Raw genomic sequence first — 15828 nt, forward strand, 5'->3', positions numbered from 1 at the left:
CCCATTTCACTGCCGGTCGCCAGCTATTCAGCGCCGGCATCGGCAAGGGGAGAAGAGAACAATATATAATTACACAGGCCGGATGCCTTCGGCCGATTCATGCAAAGCAAGCTTTTCAAATATTCCACCAGCCCCGGACGCCTCCACCTGTTTTCTGTCCAGTGTTTTTACCTTTCACAAAGGCATGCGTTTTACCTTTACAAAACAAGCTTACTCTTGACATCTGTGGCCTTACATGCAGCATAAAAGAATACAGGTCATACATATGCATATTCTGGTTATCGCCAAAGACAGCAACGAGGCTGCTCCCTATATCCGCATTTTAGAAAAAGCGCAGGCAAAGTATCATATTGCCCATGACAATCCTGCCGCCTTGCAGCTGCTGCGCGAAATTCCGTTTCATGGTGTTCTCATCGACATGCCCACGCTGCTGCGCATGGGCGGTAAGGGGCGGCATGACCTGCAGAATGTGCTGGCATTATATCCTACATTACACGCCCGCCCGGACAAAAACAGCGGGCTGGCAGTGCTGGGTCATGACGGCAATCCGGAAGAAGCCATCCTGCACTTTCTTACTGACAAGTGCGCTTCATTTTCTGCCCGGACAGCAAGGCGGGAAAACCGTGTGGATATTCATTACAATATCCTGTTATCCACATCTCCGCTGTTTCCCCCCCAGTCAACTGTAAAAACCATCACCATGAACATCTCCATTCTGGGGTGCTTTGTCTTTCTGACCGCAGACTGGCAGGTAGACACACAAGTGTGGTTGCAGTTTGTCGACTTAAAAGACAAGACCCCCATCGTTGCTAAAACTACTCAGGTTCAGCGTTGGGGAAAAGGTTTCAGGGTGCCCGGCATCGGGCTGGAATTCATATCTGTTTCTGATGAGCAGGTAGCCGAATTACAAGCCACTCTTTCGCGTTCTCCGGATCTGTAAATTTAAAACAGTTAATATTGCTTCGTGGCTTGTCGCATTTTACCACGTAGCCTATACTTTTGCTTTGAAACATTACCCTTAACATCGTTCAGGCATAAAAATAAGGACAAATACCCCATGAACAAGCCTGTTAAAATTGCATTACTAAGCGTCCTAGGTCTTTTTCTTCTGATCCTCGGAGCAGCTGCTGTTTTTGTCGCAACGTTTGACCCCAACGACTATAAGCAGCTGATTGCCAAAGAAGTCCAGAAAGCCACAGGGCGCACCTTGCTTCTTTCCGGCAATGTGGAGCTTTCGGTTTTTCCGTGGATAGGCATAGCCACAGGCCCGCTGTCACTCAGCAACCCTGAAGGTTTTACAGAAAACAACTTTCTTCAGGCGGAAAATGCAGAACTGCATGCCCAGCTGCGCCCCTTGTTCAATAAAGAACTGTTCATAGAAAAAGTTGTAATCACGCGTCCTGCCATAGCTCTGGAGCGCAACAAGCAAGGCGCTGAAAACTGGGTCTTTGCAAAGGACAAAACGGCAGACAAAAAAACTGCACTACCTGCTTCTGAACCTGCCCCCACAATACCGGACGCCGCCACCGGCAGCGGGCTGGCCGCGTTCAGCATTCAGGCCGTTGAAGTTACAGACGCCACCGTCTCTTATACAGACAGGCAGACCGGCGAATCGTACTCTGCCAGTGATATCAACCTGACTACAGGAGCGCTGGCTCCCGGAGAGGCTACAGAAGTGGCATTCCGTGCCCTCTGGGGCGTTACAGAGCCCGACATAAAAGGCAGTATCTCCATAAATACAACACTTTCTGCAGACAATACGTTTTCCGTTATTGAAGCAAAAGGTACGCAGACGCGCATAGTGGCCAGCGGCGCAATGTTCCCGCAAGGGGACGCAGACCTGACGCTCAATACCGACATCCGCTTTGACATGAACACAAACCAGCTGGCGGTAAAAAATATTGATGCTTCCTTGTGGGATATCAGCCTGAAAGGCAACGTCGAGCTGAATACTGAACGCACGACGTACAAAGCAGACATACTCCTGCAGTCTCCCCTGCAGGAAACATTGCAGAAGCTTGGCATCAAACCTCCGTCTGCAGAAGCTGTCCCCGCGCTGGAACTGGTAACACAGCTGGAAGGCTCGGCACAGACTGTAAAAATCCCCAAACTGAATGCCAAGCTGGGCGACACGACATTTTCCGGCAAAGCAGCGCTGGACATTGCACGCACGGCATACAATGCAGAATTCGCGTTGCAATCCCCCTTACGGAACACATTGAATACGCTGGGTATTGCTCTGGACATGCCAGCCGAAGCTCTAGCTGCTTTTGAACTGAAGGCCCAGGCCGAAGGTACGGCAAAAACAGTTAAAATAAACCGTCTGAACGGCAAGCTGGACGATACAACGTTTTATGGCAGTGCATTGGTTGCCGATATTTCACGTCCTGATATCAATCTGCAGTTCAATGCCGACAAGCTGAACCTCGACCGATACCTTGTGCCGTCCAAAGAGGGAACAGAAAGCGAAGAGGCAAAAACGCAGGCCAGGAAAGAGCCTGCTGACCAAACAAGCAACGCGCCTCTTTCGCCCGAAGCCCGCAAACGCCTTCAGCAACTCAAACTGCATGCGACCATAAAGCTTGGTCAGTTGCAGGCCAAAGGCTTCAGTGCGACGCATATGCTTGTACACGCCAAGGCGGACAACGGCGTGCTGAGTATCGACCCGCTGTCACTTTCCGCCTACGGAGGCGCTATCAGCAACAAGGCCAGCATAGACGTAAAGCCCCAAAAGCCTCTGCTGACCAGCAGCCTGACAGTATCAGATGTTCAGGTTGAAGAGCCCCTGACGATACTGGCAGAAAAAAAAGTTCTTTCCGGCATACTGAACACCAGCCTGAATATAACCGGCAGCGGATTGCAGTGGCCCGAGCTTGCTTCTTCACTGCAGGGCAAAGGGGCTCTTGAGCTTACGCAGGGTGTGGTGCACGGGGTGCAGATTATCCCCAAAGAAGCCTCTTCACACCTGCGGGACGGCAGTCAGGTACAACGGCTTGATAAGGCAGCCAAGCAGCAACGTTTCGACAGCCTGACAGCAACGGTCAACATCAAGGATGGCAAAGCCACAAACGACGACATGCTGCTTTCGTCCTATGACCTGAAAGGGACCGGTGCGGGCTGGGCAGATCTGGCCGCGGATAAGGTTGATTATGAAGCCCGCCTGCAGGTAACCGGCCTTCCTGTCATCCCTGTCAAAATAACAGGCTCTCTGACAAAGCCAAACTATGGCTTGGATGCCCGCCAGTTTACCCAGAACATCCTCAAAGGCATCGGCAATCTACTGAAAGCACCGGCAGAAACCGGTGTGGACACAATTGAAGATGTAGGCGGCCTGCTGAAGCAGATGTTCGGACGCCCCAAAAAGTAACACCTCCGGTGCCCCTGCACGGGGCACCGGATAACCGCACAAGGGATAACCGTATGACAACGACTCCTCATAGTATGCCGCAGGAAGGAACGCTTGCCCCGGATTTTGCACTGGAAGATAAAGATGGCAACGTGGTAACGCTGAAGTCTTTTTCCGGAAAATGGCTTGTACTGTACTTTTACCCGCGCGCCAACACTCCCGGCTGCACACGCGAAGGCAAAGAGTTTACCGAGATGCTGCCCCGCTTCAAGGCGCTGGGATGTGAAGTCGCCGGTGTCAGCCCTGATTCGCTAAAAGCACTTTGCAACTTTGCCGCCAAGCAGGAACTGCAGGTAATGTTGTTGTCCGATAAAGAAAAAGACTGCGCTTCTGCTTACGGGGTGTACCGGATGAAAAAAAGCTACGGCAAAGAAAGTATGGGAGTTGTCCGCTCGACATTTCTTATTGATCCGCAAGGAATTATCAGCCGGATATGGTCGCCGGTAAAGCTGGAAGGCCATGTACAGGAAGTGTTGGACACTTTAGAAGTATAAATGAATTAACGGGTTGCGGGGTACTCTCTTGACAGGTGCCCCCCTCGTTGTTACCGCTTCAATCAGCCCCCTGCATGCGCACAAGCATGCGGATGTGTGCACATTCCATCTGTGCGGCCATTGTGCCGCTACAGTGGCATAGGCCCGCAGTGCACGGGCACCGGAAGTCCGCGCTACTTTTTTCCTCACGGAGCAAGCATGAACCTCGCAAACAGAGAGGCCGAAGTTCTGGCCACCATCATAGAGCGCTATATAGCGACTGCTGCGCCCGTGTGTTCTGCTTCCGTGGCCCGAAAATCAGGCTTGCGTCTGTCACCCGCCAGCATGCGCAACACTATGGCCGAGTTAACGGAAAAAGGGTTTCTTGTTCAGCCGCATGCCTCTGCAGGCCGCATTCCCACGGCCCGCGGATTCCGGCTGTATCTTGATGCCCTGATGGAAACCCGTCCGCTTTCACGCGACGAGCGCACAACCATACTTAACGATCTCTCGTCGCAGGGATTTAAAATTTCCGACATCCTGCGCGAAGCTTCGCGTATGTTGTCCACGCATTCGCGGCAGGTGGCTGTGGTGCTGGCTCCAAGCCGTGACGAAGTAAAGTGGCACACCATCGACTTTGTCAAAGTGGGTGAAAATCTGGTGCTAACCGTGCTGGTGCTGGAAGGCGGTCTGGTTCGCAACCATGTGCTAAGTGTTGAAACGCCAGTCACACAGGACGAGCTTGTACGATACAGCAACTACCTGAATGACTACTGTAGAGGCCTTACCCTTTCGCAGGCGCGCATCCGTGTGGCACGCGAACTTATTGCAACGGAAGCACATCTGGAAGAGCTGTACACCAGGGCGCTGGGCCTTGCCCGCCTTGCTTTCGAACATCTGGACGACGAGCGGGAAGTATTCATCAACGGTACGTTGAACATGCTTGATCAGGCAGAATTTACAGACCATACCCGCATCCGGGACATGCTGGCCCTGCTGGAAGAGCGGACCAGCATCCTTGAGCTGCTGGACAAAGCAATTTTAAGCGACTCCGTTACGGTTAATTTTGAACTGGAAGAACAAGATGCTACAGCCGCTCCGCTTGGTTGTAGCATGGTCTGTGCACCGTACGGAGGCCTGCAGCAGACAGTACCCGGCGGGGTTATCAGCGTACTTGGCCCTTTACGTATGAACTACCGTCAGGTACTGCCAGTGGTTGACTGTATTTCAAAGACGCTTACTACTCTCTTGCAGGGCAGGTTCGGCTCCGACCATTCAGGCTAACGCCAGCCCCTCGCAACCCGAAAAATACACGCGGCACGTACACGCTGTGCAAGGTTATGCCAGGCACGCAATGTACTGATGCATTGAATATAAAGGAGATTCATCAAAAATGGCGAACGACGAAACCCGTAATGTACTTAACGAAAACGAAGAGCTGACTGCACAGGAATCTGCCGATGAGGCTCAGGATGCAAAACAGGCAGCCATCGACGCATTGACGGACGAAGAGATCGTCGCGCTGTGCAAAGAGCGTGTCTGCCCTGCCTGTGACGAACATAAGCAGGCTGAAGATGTTCGCCTGCGCGCACTTGCCGAGTTGGAAAACGTCAAAAAGCGGCTCGAACGCGAGCGCGAAGAACAGGTAAAGTACGCCGCAGAAAAGGTGCTGGCCGACCTTCTGCCTACTCTGGACCATCTTGACCTTGCTTTGCAGTATGGCGCCAACGACCCTGCCTGTAAAAATATGGCAATCGGTGTCGAGATGACCCGCAAGCTGTTTCTTGATGCCCTTGCGACGCACGGCCTGAAAGCTGTGGGCGAAAAAGGCGATGTATTTGATCCGGCTCTGCACGAGGCCGTGGGCCGTGAAGAAAACTCCGGCATGGACTCCGGCATGGTGTTTCAGGTCATGCAGCGAGGTTACCAGCTTAAGGAACGTCTGCTGCGCCCTGCCAAGGTTGTGGTTACCGCATAGGCTGCCACCGCCCTCGATATTCTACCGCTACAATCCGGAACAGGTCACACTGTTCCGGATTGTTTTTTCTTCAGAACACATCCCCCGCAACATCATCTTCCGCAACCTGTATAGCTACTATTGAAAGATGCTCCTTTCTTCATTCCATATGCCCACATGCCCATATCCAGAAACGAGATCAGCAATTCACAGGTGGTACTGAATATGCCTCATATTCTTCTTTAGACCTCATATTTTTTTACGCTGTGCAGCTCTCATACGCTGGCAATAATCGTTCAAACACGCTATGCGTTGAGCATTATGCGATCAAAGGAGACTGCCATGACCGTTGCTGCCACCCCTATGGACCGTGTCGAGCATTTTCTCAGCGTATATACTGCGCGTGATGTGGAGGGCGTCGTTGCCTGCTATGCAGACTCAGAATCCATCGCCGCGATAGGCACCGACAGAGTGCAGAATTATGTCGGCCGCGAAGCCATACGCAAGGGTATGGCTGACGATTTTCTTTCTTTTGACAAAGCGGAAATAGACATTGTCTGGCACAACGCCGGAGAAGATGGCAACACCGCATGGGTTGTGGCTGCCTGTCGGGCTTTGTTCGCACTTGAACAGGAAGAGGTTCATGTTGCCATACGCCTTTCCGCTGTGCTTAAGCGTTACGAAAACGACTGGCTGCTGCTGCAGACCCATTTCTCATTTCCATCGTAAATTTACTGAAAAACAGAAAAGGTGACAGATGGGACCCATCTATCACCTTGTGCATACTGTACCAGTAGCATTATACTATTAACATGTAGAAAAAAGCCAGAAATTACCACTCCAATTGAGTATTCTTAGCCTTCATTTCCTCTTCGTACATCATATTAATAGTGACATAGTTACACATTCCAATTCCGCAGTATTGCTTAATCACGCGTGAAAGAACCTCTTTATCTTCTGCCGTAAGCAGCTTTTTAAATGCTCGAAGGTTTTCTTCTTCCATCATGCGCAAAGCACTTTCGGAGTTAATTCCCAGTACTGCATATTCATTCCTAACGCTTTCCTGAACATAAGCAATAACAGCACTTTTGTTTGACTCCGTCGGCTCAAACCCTATTGGGCTGACAAAATCAGCTGCAAAAGCAGAACTTGCAACAATAACCAGCAAACAAATAATGAATATGTTTCTCACACCAAGCGCCTACTGCTTATTTATTTTTTGTTTTACTTCTTTAGCCTTAGCCATAATATCATCATAAGTCATACCATCAAAAAATTGACGCATTTTTGCCGTATCTCCATTTAATTGAAGAGCGGCTAACATAGCTAATCCAGTAAAAGTTTCTTTAAAATGTTCTCTCTTGTTTTCGGGAAGACTCAGAACAATCTCTTTGATGGACTGTTCGAAAGCTTGGTCACTCGAAGCATCAAGCTTCGGCTCCGAAGAGCATCCCGCCACAAAAAGCAAGCAAACGATAACACCGCACACAAAAAAACTACGCATAACCTTTCTCATACCAACACTCCTTTTTAAAAAAACGACACAAACGCAACATGCCATAAATATTAAAAATAATGAATACTCAAAATTGCAATTCCCCATATAAAAATTCATATCTCGTTCAAAACACGAAACGACCAGAAAACTCCGCAAGCAATAAATATTAGCACAACACTTCTAAATACATACGCGGCCCATACCCCACCTCAACAGCTCAACACTCTGAATTAACACACTAATGCAAGAAAGCAAGATACCAACAATCCATCTTTATACAAAAAAAATGCACCCCGCCTCTTGCCCGACTGAAAAACAGACTTAGTTTTCTCATCGAAACAGAATGTTCACTGCCGAAGCTATCGGCTGACTGTATATCGATCTCTCGAGGAGGATTATAATAATGGGCAAGATCATTGGTATCGACCTTGGAACTACCAACTCATGTGTTTACATCATGGAAGGTAAGGACCCCAAGTGCATCACCAACCCCGAAGGCGGACGTACTACTCCCTCTGTTGTAGGTTTTACTGACAAAGAACGTCTTGTGGGTGATATTGCAAAGCGTCAGGCTGTTACCAACCCTGAGCGCACCGTATTTGCCATCAAGCGTCTGATGGGCCGCAAGGCTGACGCTCCTGAAGTTTCCCGCTGGAAGGAGCATTCGCCTTACAACATAGTAGGCGGCAGCAACAATGACGCTTCTGTGGAAATCTCTGGCCGCAAGTACAGCCCCGCTGAAGTTTCCGCCATGATCCTCGGCAAGCTGAAGGCAGATGCAGAAGCATACCTTGGCGAAACCGTAACCGAAGCGGTTATCACCGTCCCTGCTTACTTCAACGACTCTCAGCGTCAGGCAACCAAAGACGCAGGTCGTATTGCCGGTCTGGATGTAAAGCGTATCATCAACGAGCCCACCGCGGCTTCGCTGGCATACGGCTTTGACAAAAAGGCCAACGAGAAGATCGCCGTATTCGACCTCGGCGGTGGTACTTTTGATATTTCCATTCTGGAAGTAGGCGACAACGTTGTTGAAGTGCGCGCAACCAACGGCGACACTTTCCTCGGCGGTGAAGACTTTGACCAGCGTATCATCGACTACCTTGTTGAAGAATTCCGCCGTGAAAACCACATTGATCTGTCGTCTGACCGTATGGCTCTGCAGCGTCTGAAAGAAGCAGCAGAAAAGGCTAAAAAAGACCTGTCCACCTCTATGGAAACGGAAATCAACCTGCCCTTTATCACGGCAGACCAGACCGGTCCCAAGCACCTTATGATCAAACTTTCCCGCGCAAAGCTGGAAAAGCTGGTCGAAGATCTGGTAAACCGCACCATCGAGCCCTGCCGCAAGGCGCTGGCCGATGCCGGTCTTTCCGCATCTGAAGTGGACGAAGTTGTTCTGGTTGGTGGTATGACCCGTATGCCTCTGGTTCAGCAGAAGGTTTCCGAGTTCTTTGGTAAAGAACCCAACCGTTCTGTGAACCCTGACGAAGTTGTAGCCATGGGCGCAGCTATTCAGGGCGGCATTCTGGCCGGTGATGTTAAAGACGTGCTGCTGCTCGACGTTACCCCGCTTTCGCTGGGTATCGAAACTCTCGGCGGCGTGTTTACCAGACTCATCGAGCGTAACACCACCATTCCGACCAAGAAGAGCCAGACATTTACCACTGCGGCTGACAACCAGCCCTCTGTGTCCATTCACGTGCTGCAGGGCGAACGCCCCATGGCATCGGACAACATGACTCTGGGCCGCTTTGAACTGACCGGCATTCCCGCCGCCCCCCGCGGCATGCCTCAGATCGAAGTTGCTTTCGATATCGACGCAAACGGTATCGTAAACGTATCCGCTAAGGATCTGGGCACCGGCAAGGAACAGTCCATCCGCATCACCGCATCTTCCGGTCTTTCCGAAGATGAAATCCAGAATCTGGTGAAGGAAGCTGAAGCCCATGCAGACGAAGACAAGAAGAAAAAAGAACTGATCGAAACCCGCAACCAGGCGGATTCGCTCATCTACACTACCGAGAAGTCTCTGACCGATCTGGGCGACAAGCTTGAAGATGACCTGAAAAAGGAAATCGAAGACAAGACTGCCGCGCTCAAGACCGCTATGGAAGGTGACGACGTGGAAGCCATCAAAAAGGCTACCGACGAGCTTTCTCAGGCTTCGCATAAGCTGGCTGAAAAGCTGTACGCACAGCAGCAGGCCGGTGCAGAAGGCGCACAGCCCGGCCCTGACGCCGGCGATGCCGGAGCAAAAGCCGCGCAGGACGAAGATGTTGTAGACGCCGACTACACTGAAGTGAAGAAGTAAGAGCGTCTGAGCAGCTTCCGGCCTTGCAATCCGGCTGGAACATGATTAGCTTGGCCTGATCCGCATTTCCTGCGGGTCAGGCCTTTTTCATGGCTATACGCAAGACCGGCCTGCGGGCTGTTTCTTTTCACGATAAACCGGCGTCACATGCGCGACCGAAATAACATACGGACTTCTCTGCCGATGCATTATTCCACATTTCGCCGACCTGTAGGATTTACCGCTGTGCTTTTGCTGGCGGCACTGTTTGCTTTTTCCTCCGGCTGTGTCTCTAAAAAGGTGCTTACGCCTTCTGTAGAGTCAGCAGCACCTGTAGCTGACACTCTGCTGTCCGATGCCGATCAGGCTTACAGTCAGGGAGAGTACGCCCGCAGCGAACGGCTGACAAAAAACCTGCTGGACAGCAATTCATTATCCCTTGAAGACCGCATCCGTGTACTTGATCTGTTTGCCAGAAGCGCCGCAGCAAATGATCATGAGAATCTGGCTCTGGACGCGCTTGACCAATGGGCATCCGCAGCCAGTCTGGCCGGAGAAGACGCCAGAGTCCTGCCCGCGTGGCGCAGCACATGGCGCACGGCCGTACGCAACCTGCCCGATGAACAGCAGGCGCTTAAGCTTGCATCCGATGTAGCCAATGACGAAGCCATGCCATGGACCCTGCGCATAGACGCGGCCATGTCTCTGGCAGAACGCCTTGCCCGCGGCGGCGCAGCTGCCGATGCAACAGTTCAGCTGGAAAGCATCTGGCTTGAGGCTCCTAATAAAACATTACAGGCTGACATTGAAGAGCGCTGGTTCAGTGAGCTGTCGCACGCCGATGCCGCCACATTGAAACAACTTACCGATACGCTCAGTGCAGAGAACACTCCGCGTTTTCCCTATGCCGTCATCGCGCTGGAACAGGCACGCAGACTTGCAGCCGATCAGGCCACATGGCCTCAGGCATGGCAGTCGCTCGCGTATCTGCGCGCCAATGCGCAACTGTCCTCGCCTGCACTTGTTGAGCGAATCATCATGCCGCTGGAACAGCAATACGGCAAACCGGAACAGGGAATCGCACTGTGTCTGCCCCTTACCGGTCCCTACGGCGGAATAGGCTGGAAGGTGGCCCGCGGCGCCAGCAGCGCGCAATGGGAAATGTCCAAACAAGGCATGAACCTGAGCCTGCGGGTTATCAACACAGATGCGCCAGACTGGAAAACAGAACTGGCATCATTGCCTGCCGGTTACTCGCTTGTGGGCGGCCCCTTACGGGCTGATATGTTCCAGTCCGCGCATCAGAGCGGCCTGACTTCCGGCAGAGTATTTTTCACCTTCCTTGCCTCGCTGGGCGACGGCATCGAGGGTAATCAGGCATGGCGCTTTTTCCCTGCCGCCACAGACCAGACAAGCGCCCTGCTGGACTTTACGGTTAACTACCTGAACATCACTGATCTTGGCGTTATGGTTCCCGAAGAAACATTCGGTCGCCGCATGCGGGACCTGTTCAGCAAGGAAGCGCACGCAGCGGGTAACGTCACCTTGCATCAGGCATCATACGATCCTGCAAATGTGCAGTCTTGGGGCGAGTCTGTCCGCAAGTTCCTTGGTGCAAGTGCAAATAAGGACGCCCTACCCCCCGGTACGAAATTTCAGGCTGTTTTTCTGCCTGACGGCTGGAAAGCGACAGAAGTTCTTATCCCTTATTTCTTCTTTTATCAGGAAGACAGGCTGGTTCTGTTGGGTTCAAGCCTGTGGGGACGTACACTTGCCGCCAAAAACAACGTAGATGTGCGTAACCTCGGCCTTGCGGTTTTCCCCGACGCATGGAACCCCAATCTGGAATCTGCTGCCGCAAGACAGCTGGCTGCCGGTATGGCGGAAGCCGGACTGGGTGAGCCCGACTTCTGGGCCGGTCTGGGTTATGACTTTGTCCGCTTCGGTGCCCGCATGGGGATTAAGGAAGCCGCAGACGCCGCCACCATCAACGCCCGCCTTGCCGATGCCCAGATGATGGACTTCAGCATGGCTCCGCTGAAGTGGGATGCGTACGGACACGCTTCACAGTCGCTGTTCCTGTTCCAGCCCAGCAGTGAAGGCATTACCGTTCTGGATAAAGAAAAATTTGCCAGACGCCTGAATCAGGTGCGTAACCGCTATGAACAGCGTCTGGAAATATTAAAACAGCAGAAAGCAGCCAGATAAGCCTGCCTGCTACTATTGATAACGCCATCAAAGCATTTTACGCAGCCCGCCTGATTGCATGTAAATTTATCAAGTTTACAGCGTCACCCTTTCGGTCCGCATGTAATGCAGGAGATATCAGAATATGAGTATATCAGCAGAACAAGTGGCATCCATTGCCAAACTTGCGCGCCTTGACCTTGAAGAAGACAAACAGGCCCTGTTTGCCGAGCAGTTTGTCCAGATTCTGGAATACATGGACACGTTGAACGAAGTTGACACCAGCAATGTGGAGCCGCTCTACAGTCCTGTGCAGCACGGAACGGTATACCGTGAAGACGAAGCCGTCAGCCACTGCACCCGTGAAGAAGTGCTTTCCAACGCTCCGGAAGATGACGGCACGTACTTTGTTGTACCGCGAATCGTCTAGCTGCCACGCGTACAGAATTCTTTTCAGACTCATTTCAAGGATACCGTTTCATGGCCGAAATATACGCACAGACTCTTACTGAAGTCGCAACTGTCATTGCAGAAGGCAAACTTACTGCCGAAGAAGCCACCAGATCCTGCATTGAACGGATGCAGTCAACTGAACCTGCCATTCAGGCAATGCTTGCCACACGCTTTGATGATGCCATTGCCGAGGCAAAGGCAATGGACAACGCTGGTTATGATTCTTCCAAGCCGCTTTGGGGTGTGCCCGTTACCGTAAAAGACGTGCTGAGCACCAAGGGCGTTACCACAACCTGCGGATCAAAAATTCTGGAAAACTATACTCCGTTCTTTGATGCGTATGTTGTGCAAAAGCTTAAAGAAGCCGGATCCATTATCCTTGGCAAAAACAACATGGATGAATTTGCCATGGGCTCTTCCACTGAAAAATCCGCTTATCACCCCACCTTCAACCCGTGGGATACCCAGCGGGTTCCGGGCGGCTCTTCCGGCGGCTCTGCCGCATCTGTGGCAGCAGGGCAATGTTTTGCATCACTTGGCACCGACACCGGCGGCTCAATCCGCCAGCCTGCGTCTTTCTGCGGTTGTGTAGGCTTAAAGCCCACCTATGGCCGCGTATCACGTTACGGCATGGTTGCTTATGGTTCTTCGCTGGACCAGATTGGCCCCCTGACCCGTTCGGTGGAAGATGCGGCAAGGGTGCTTTCCGTCATTGCCGGTCACGACAAACGTGACTCCACCTGCTCAGACCACCCTGTGGATGATTATCTGGCAGCGCTGGCATCCCGTGGCGACCTTTCCGGTCTGCGCATTGGCCTGCCTGTGGAATACTGGGGTGAAGGGCTTGATGCAGAGGTCGAATCCCCCTGCCGTGAGGCGATTAAGAAAGCTCAGGAACTGGGCGCCACCATTGTGGATATCAGCCTGCCCAACAGCAAGCACGCCATTGCCGTATATTACATTGTAGCCATGGCTGAAGCCAGCTCGAACCTCGCCCGTTTTGACGGCGTACGATCTGGCCACCGCAGCAAGAAGACAGACACCTTGCTCGATCTGTACGTACAGTCGCGCACCGAAGGATTCGGAGAAGAGGTGAAGCGCCGTATCATGCTCGGCACCTACGTTCTTTCATCCGGTTACTACGATGCATATTACCGCAAAGCGGCTCAGGTCCGCAGGCTCATTCGCGAAGACTTTGAAAAAGCATTTGAAAAGTGTGACATCATCTGCGGTCCCGCTTCCCCCATCACGGCATGGAAGCAAGGCGAAATGTCCGGCGATCCTTTGAAAATGTACCTGCTGGACATTTTCACCATCTCGCTTAACCTTGCCGGGCTGCCCGGGCTGTCATTGCCTGTCGGCACCGGAAGCGACTCCGGAATGCCTGTGGGCTTACAGCTTCTTGGCAAGGCGTTTGACGAATCCACGCTGCTTTCCTCTGCGCATGTGCTGGAAAATCATCTGGGCCGCCCCGCAATGCCTGCGCTGTAGCGCCTGCAGATAACTATACTTGGCAGACCTCCTGCGGGAAGTTACTCTGCCGGATACGAACCGTACAACCACACACGGGCCGCAATGCACGGCCCGTGTGTTTTTAACAATACTGCCCGTTGTGGAGCATGCCATGCATATTGCTGTCGCCGTCAGCGGCGGAACAGATTCTTTGTTCACCCTGTTACAATTATTGGAAGAAGGGCATCAGGTTACCGCCCTGCACGCCCATTTTCTTTCTCCGCACAAAGATCCGCAAAAAACAAAAAGCAATACAGAATGCATTGAAGCGGCCTGCCGCAACCTTGGGGCAGACTTTCGGGCTATAGACCTTTCCGCTCAGTTCGAACAGGCGGTAATCAAGCCGTTCATCGAAGCCTACCGCAACGGGCGGACTCCCAACCCTTGTGCTATGTGCAATGCCTCCATGAAATTCGGCATGCTGCTGGATGCAGCGCTCAATCTTGGGGCAGAAGCCATTGCAACCGGCCACTATGCAAAAATCAGCTCTCCTGCCGGTTCATCAGAAGAATGTACGGTTACTCTGGTACAGGGCGAAGACAGCACAAAAGACCAAAGCTATTTTCTTTCACTTGTACCGTGCCACCGGCTGACCAAAGCCATATTCCCTCTTGGCTCATGGAAAAAACAGGATGTGAAGGCAGAGCTTGCCAGGCGTGGTATTGTACCGCCGCTCCCTTCAGAAAGTCAGGAAATCTGCTTTGTACCCGATGACGACTATCGGGCGTTTTTACATTCCAAGACAAAAATTCTGCCCGGTGCAGGCCCCATGGTACTGCGTGACGGACACGTCGTGGGGCACCACAACGGGCTATGGCAATATACTGAAGGACAACGTCGGGGCCTTGGCATTGCATGGAGCGAACCCCTTTATGTGCTGGAAAAGGACACCTCGCGTAATGCGCTTGTGGTAGGCCCGAAAGCGGAATTAAGTGCGCGCGGCTGTTTTTGCTCCGGGCTGAATATGCTTGTACCGCATGCGGACTGGCCGCAGGAAGTATTCATAAAGACACGCTACCGGCAGACAGCCTTACCGGTGGAGGTCACACTTGATGTACACGAGGCGACCATGCGTGTGACATTTGACATTCCCCGAACGCCCCCCGCAGCAGGGCAGGTTGCCACAGTATACGATGCAGGCGGCAGAGTGCTGGCAGGCGGTATAATTGAAGGCATATTCTGATAAGTACAGGCTCAATTATCAGCCAGCCTTTTGCAGCCATCAAAAAAAGCCTGCGGAAAAAAAACGGGACGAGCTCCTCAAAGAAGCATGTCCCGTATCTGACGCTTGTTTATACCGGATGCAGCGAACAACAGATTCAAAGGCTGCATAATCACAGTTCAGTTTCTTAACGCCCTTTATTAGCCACGGTTTCAACAACCCGCAGCACCTGATCTGCCTGCAGCGGCTTTGCCAGAACAGCATCTGCTCCCATCAGCTGCGCCGCACGCAACGCATCAACCTTGCCCAATGAAGAAGCACCGCCTGAAATAGCTATCACACGCAAAGAAGGGTGCTCTTCCCGCAAGCGTGCAATGGTAACAAGACCATCCTGTTCAGGCATAAATATATCCGTAATTACCAGATCCAGCGCGCCCCCCTGCAGACATTTCTGAACATCACGGCCATCAAAAGCCGTGACAACTTCGTGCCCTTCATCCTGCAACAGAGCTTCAAGCATGCTCACGGTAACGGTATCGTCGTCAACCACCAGTATTTTCACTAAATCCTCCTGAATCACTAGGGACTATACCGCGTCTGCATGTCTTTGACCAGTACCAGAGCCGATTAAGCATAAAAAGGTACCCCCCAGCATAGCTGGGGGTTCTTCATATGCGCCTATAAGGCTTTCTTACTAGCAGCGCCCTAGCAGGCGCACGTTCGTCTGGCATCTGCATCTCTGTTACTTGCGACCCGTAAACGGGTTTCCAGAATATGGAAGAGATAATTGATCACCAAGCTTATCATGCTCAAGTTGGTGCCTAATGTAATCTTGTATCTTTGCCTTATTTTTTCCAACTGTATCTACGTAATATCCACGGCACCAA

The 15828-nt window shown here is 52.0% G+C and carries 14 protein-coding genes and 1 pseudogene; 11 read left to right on the top strand and 4 right to left on the bottom strand.

What is annotated here, in order from left to right; all coding sequences use genetic code 11:
- The first annotated feature begins 265 nt into the window (after window positions 1–265).
- The 6 genes from ACK5LI_RS08350 to ACK5LI_RS08375 all read left to right on the top strand — a co-directional run bounded on the left by ACK5LI_RS08350 (window position 266) and on the right by ACK5LI_RS08375 (window position 6565).
- Complete coding sequence (locus ACK5LI_RS08350) at window positions 266–940, top strand: PilZ domain-containing protein (protein ID WP_416948143.1); 675 nt, start codon at window positions 266–268, stop codon at window positions 938–940.
- A 117-nt stretch (window positions 941–1057) separates the two neighbouring features.
- Window positions 1058–3367, top strand: a complete 2310-nt coding sequence (locus tag ACK5LI_RS08355; RefSeq protein WP_416948145.1) for an AsmA family protein — start codon at window positions 1058–1060, stop codon at window positions 3365–3367.
- 53 nt (window positions 3368–3420) lie between these two features.
- Complete coding sequence (locus ACK5LI_RS08360; RefSeq protein WP_416948147.1) at window positions 3421–3900, top strand: peroxiredoxin; 480 nt, start codon at window positions 3421–3423, stop codon at window positions 3898–3900.
- 198 nt (window positions 3901–4098) lie between these two features.
- Entirely contained in the window at window positions 4099–5163 is a 1065-nt protein-coding gene (gene hrcA, locus ACK5LI_RS08365; protein WP_416948149.1) for a heat-inducible transcriptional repressor HrcA, read from the top strand.
- A gap of 109 nt (window positions 5164–5272) precedes the next feature.
- On the top strand, window positions 5273–5857 hold the full coding sequence (grpE, locus tag ACK5LI_RS08370; protein ID WP_416948151.1) for a nucleotide exchange factor GrpE: 585 nt from the start codon (window positions 5273–5275) through the stop codon (window positions 5855–5857).
- Between the two features lie 321 nt (window positions 5858–6178).
- Window positions 6179–6565, top strand: a complete 387-nt coding sequence (locus ACK5LI_RS08375; RefSeq protein ID WP_416948153.1) for a nuclear transport factor 2 family protein — start codon at window positions 6179–6181, stop codon at window positions 6563–6565.
- 103 nt (window positions 6566–6668) lie between these two features.
- Here ACK5LI_RS08375 and ACK5LI_RS08380 read toward each other — a convergent pair whose 3' ends face one another.
- Together ACK5LI_RS08380 and ACK5LI_RS08385 are read right to left on the bottom strand one after the other, a co-directional pair.
- Entirely contained in the window at window positions 6669–7028 is a 360-nt protein-coding gene (locus tag ACK5LI_RS08380; RefSeq protein WP_416948155.1) for a hypothetical protein, read from the bottom strand.
- Window positions 7029–7037: 9 nt separating this feature from the next.
- Entirely contained in the window at window positions 7038–7352 is a 315-nt protein-coding gene (locus ACK5LI_RS08385; protein ID WP_416948158.1) for a DUF6694 family lipoprotein, read from the bottom strand.
- 385 nt (window positions 7353–7737) lie between these two features.
- Between ACK5LI_RS08385 and dnaK the strand changes: the two genes are divergently transcribed.
- The 5 genes from dnaK to mnmA all read left to right on the top strand — a co-directional run bounded on the left by dnaK (window position 7738) and on the right by mnmA (window position 14962).
- The gene (dnaK, locus tag ACK5LI_RS08390) at window positions 7738–9648 is read left to right on the top strand and encodes a molecular chaperone DnaK (RefSeq protein WP_416948160.1); all 1911 of its coding nucleotides are present in this window, start codon (window positions 7738–7740) and stop codon (window positions 9646–9648) included.
- Between the two features lie 183 nt (window positions 9649–9831).
- Window positions 9832–11835, top strand: coding sequence for a penicillin-binding protein activator (locus ACK5LI_RS08395; RefSeq protein WP_416948162.1), 2004 nt, complete (start codon window positions 9832–9834; stop codon window positions 11833–11835).
- A gap of 124 nt (window positions 11836–11959) precedes the next feature.
- Window positions 11960–12244, top strand: coding sequence for an Asp-tRNA(Asn)/Glu-tRNA(Gln) amidotransferase subunit GatC (gene gatC / locus ACK5LI_RS08400; protein ID WP_416948164.1), 285 nt, complete (start codon window positions 11960–11962; stop codon window positions 12242–12244).
- Window positions 12245–12294: 50 nt separating this feature from the next.
- A complete protein-coding gene (gene gatA, locus ACK5LI_RS08405; protein WP_416948166.1) occupies window positions 12295–13758 on the top strand; it encodes an Asp-tRNA(Asn)/Glu-tRNA(Gln) amidotransferase subunit GatA in 1464 nt (487 codons plus the stop codon).
- Between the two features lie 133 nt (window positions 13759–13891).
- Complete coding sequence (mnmA, locus tag ACK5LI_RS08410; RefSeq protein WP_416948168.1) at window positions 13892–14962, top strand: tRNA 2-thiouridine(34) synthase MnmA; 1071 nt, start codon at window positions 13892–13894, stop codon at window positions 14960–14962.
- Between the two features lie 166 nt (window positions 14963–15128).
- Here the strand turns inward: mnmA and ACK5LI_RS08415 are convergent, their stop codons facing one another.
- Together ACK5LI_RS08415 and ACK5LI_RS08420 are read right to left on the bottom strand one after the other, a co-directional pair.
- Complete coding sequence (locus tag ACK5LI_RS08415; RefSeq protein WP_416948170.1) at window positions 15129–15503, bottom strand: response regulator; 375 nt, start codon at window positions 15501–15503, stop codon at window positions 15129–15131.
- A gap of 180 nt (window positions 15504–15683) precedes the next feature.
- Window positions 15684–15828 (bottom strand): annotated as a pseudogene (locus ACK5LI_RS08420) (IS200/IS605 family transposase); the annotation flags it as partial.

It is taken from the genome of Oleidesulfovibrio sp. (genome assembly GCF_047973035.1).
Lineage (GTDB): Bacteria > Desulfobacterota > Desulfovibrionia > Desulfovibrionales > Desulfovibrionaceae > Oleidesulfovibrio.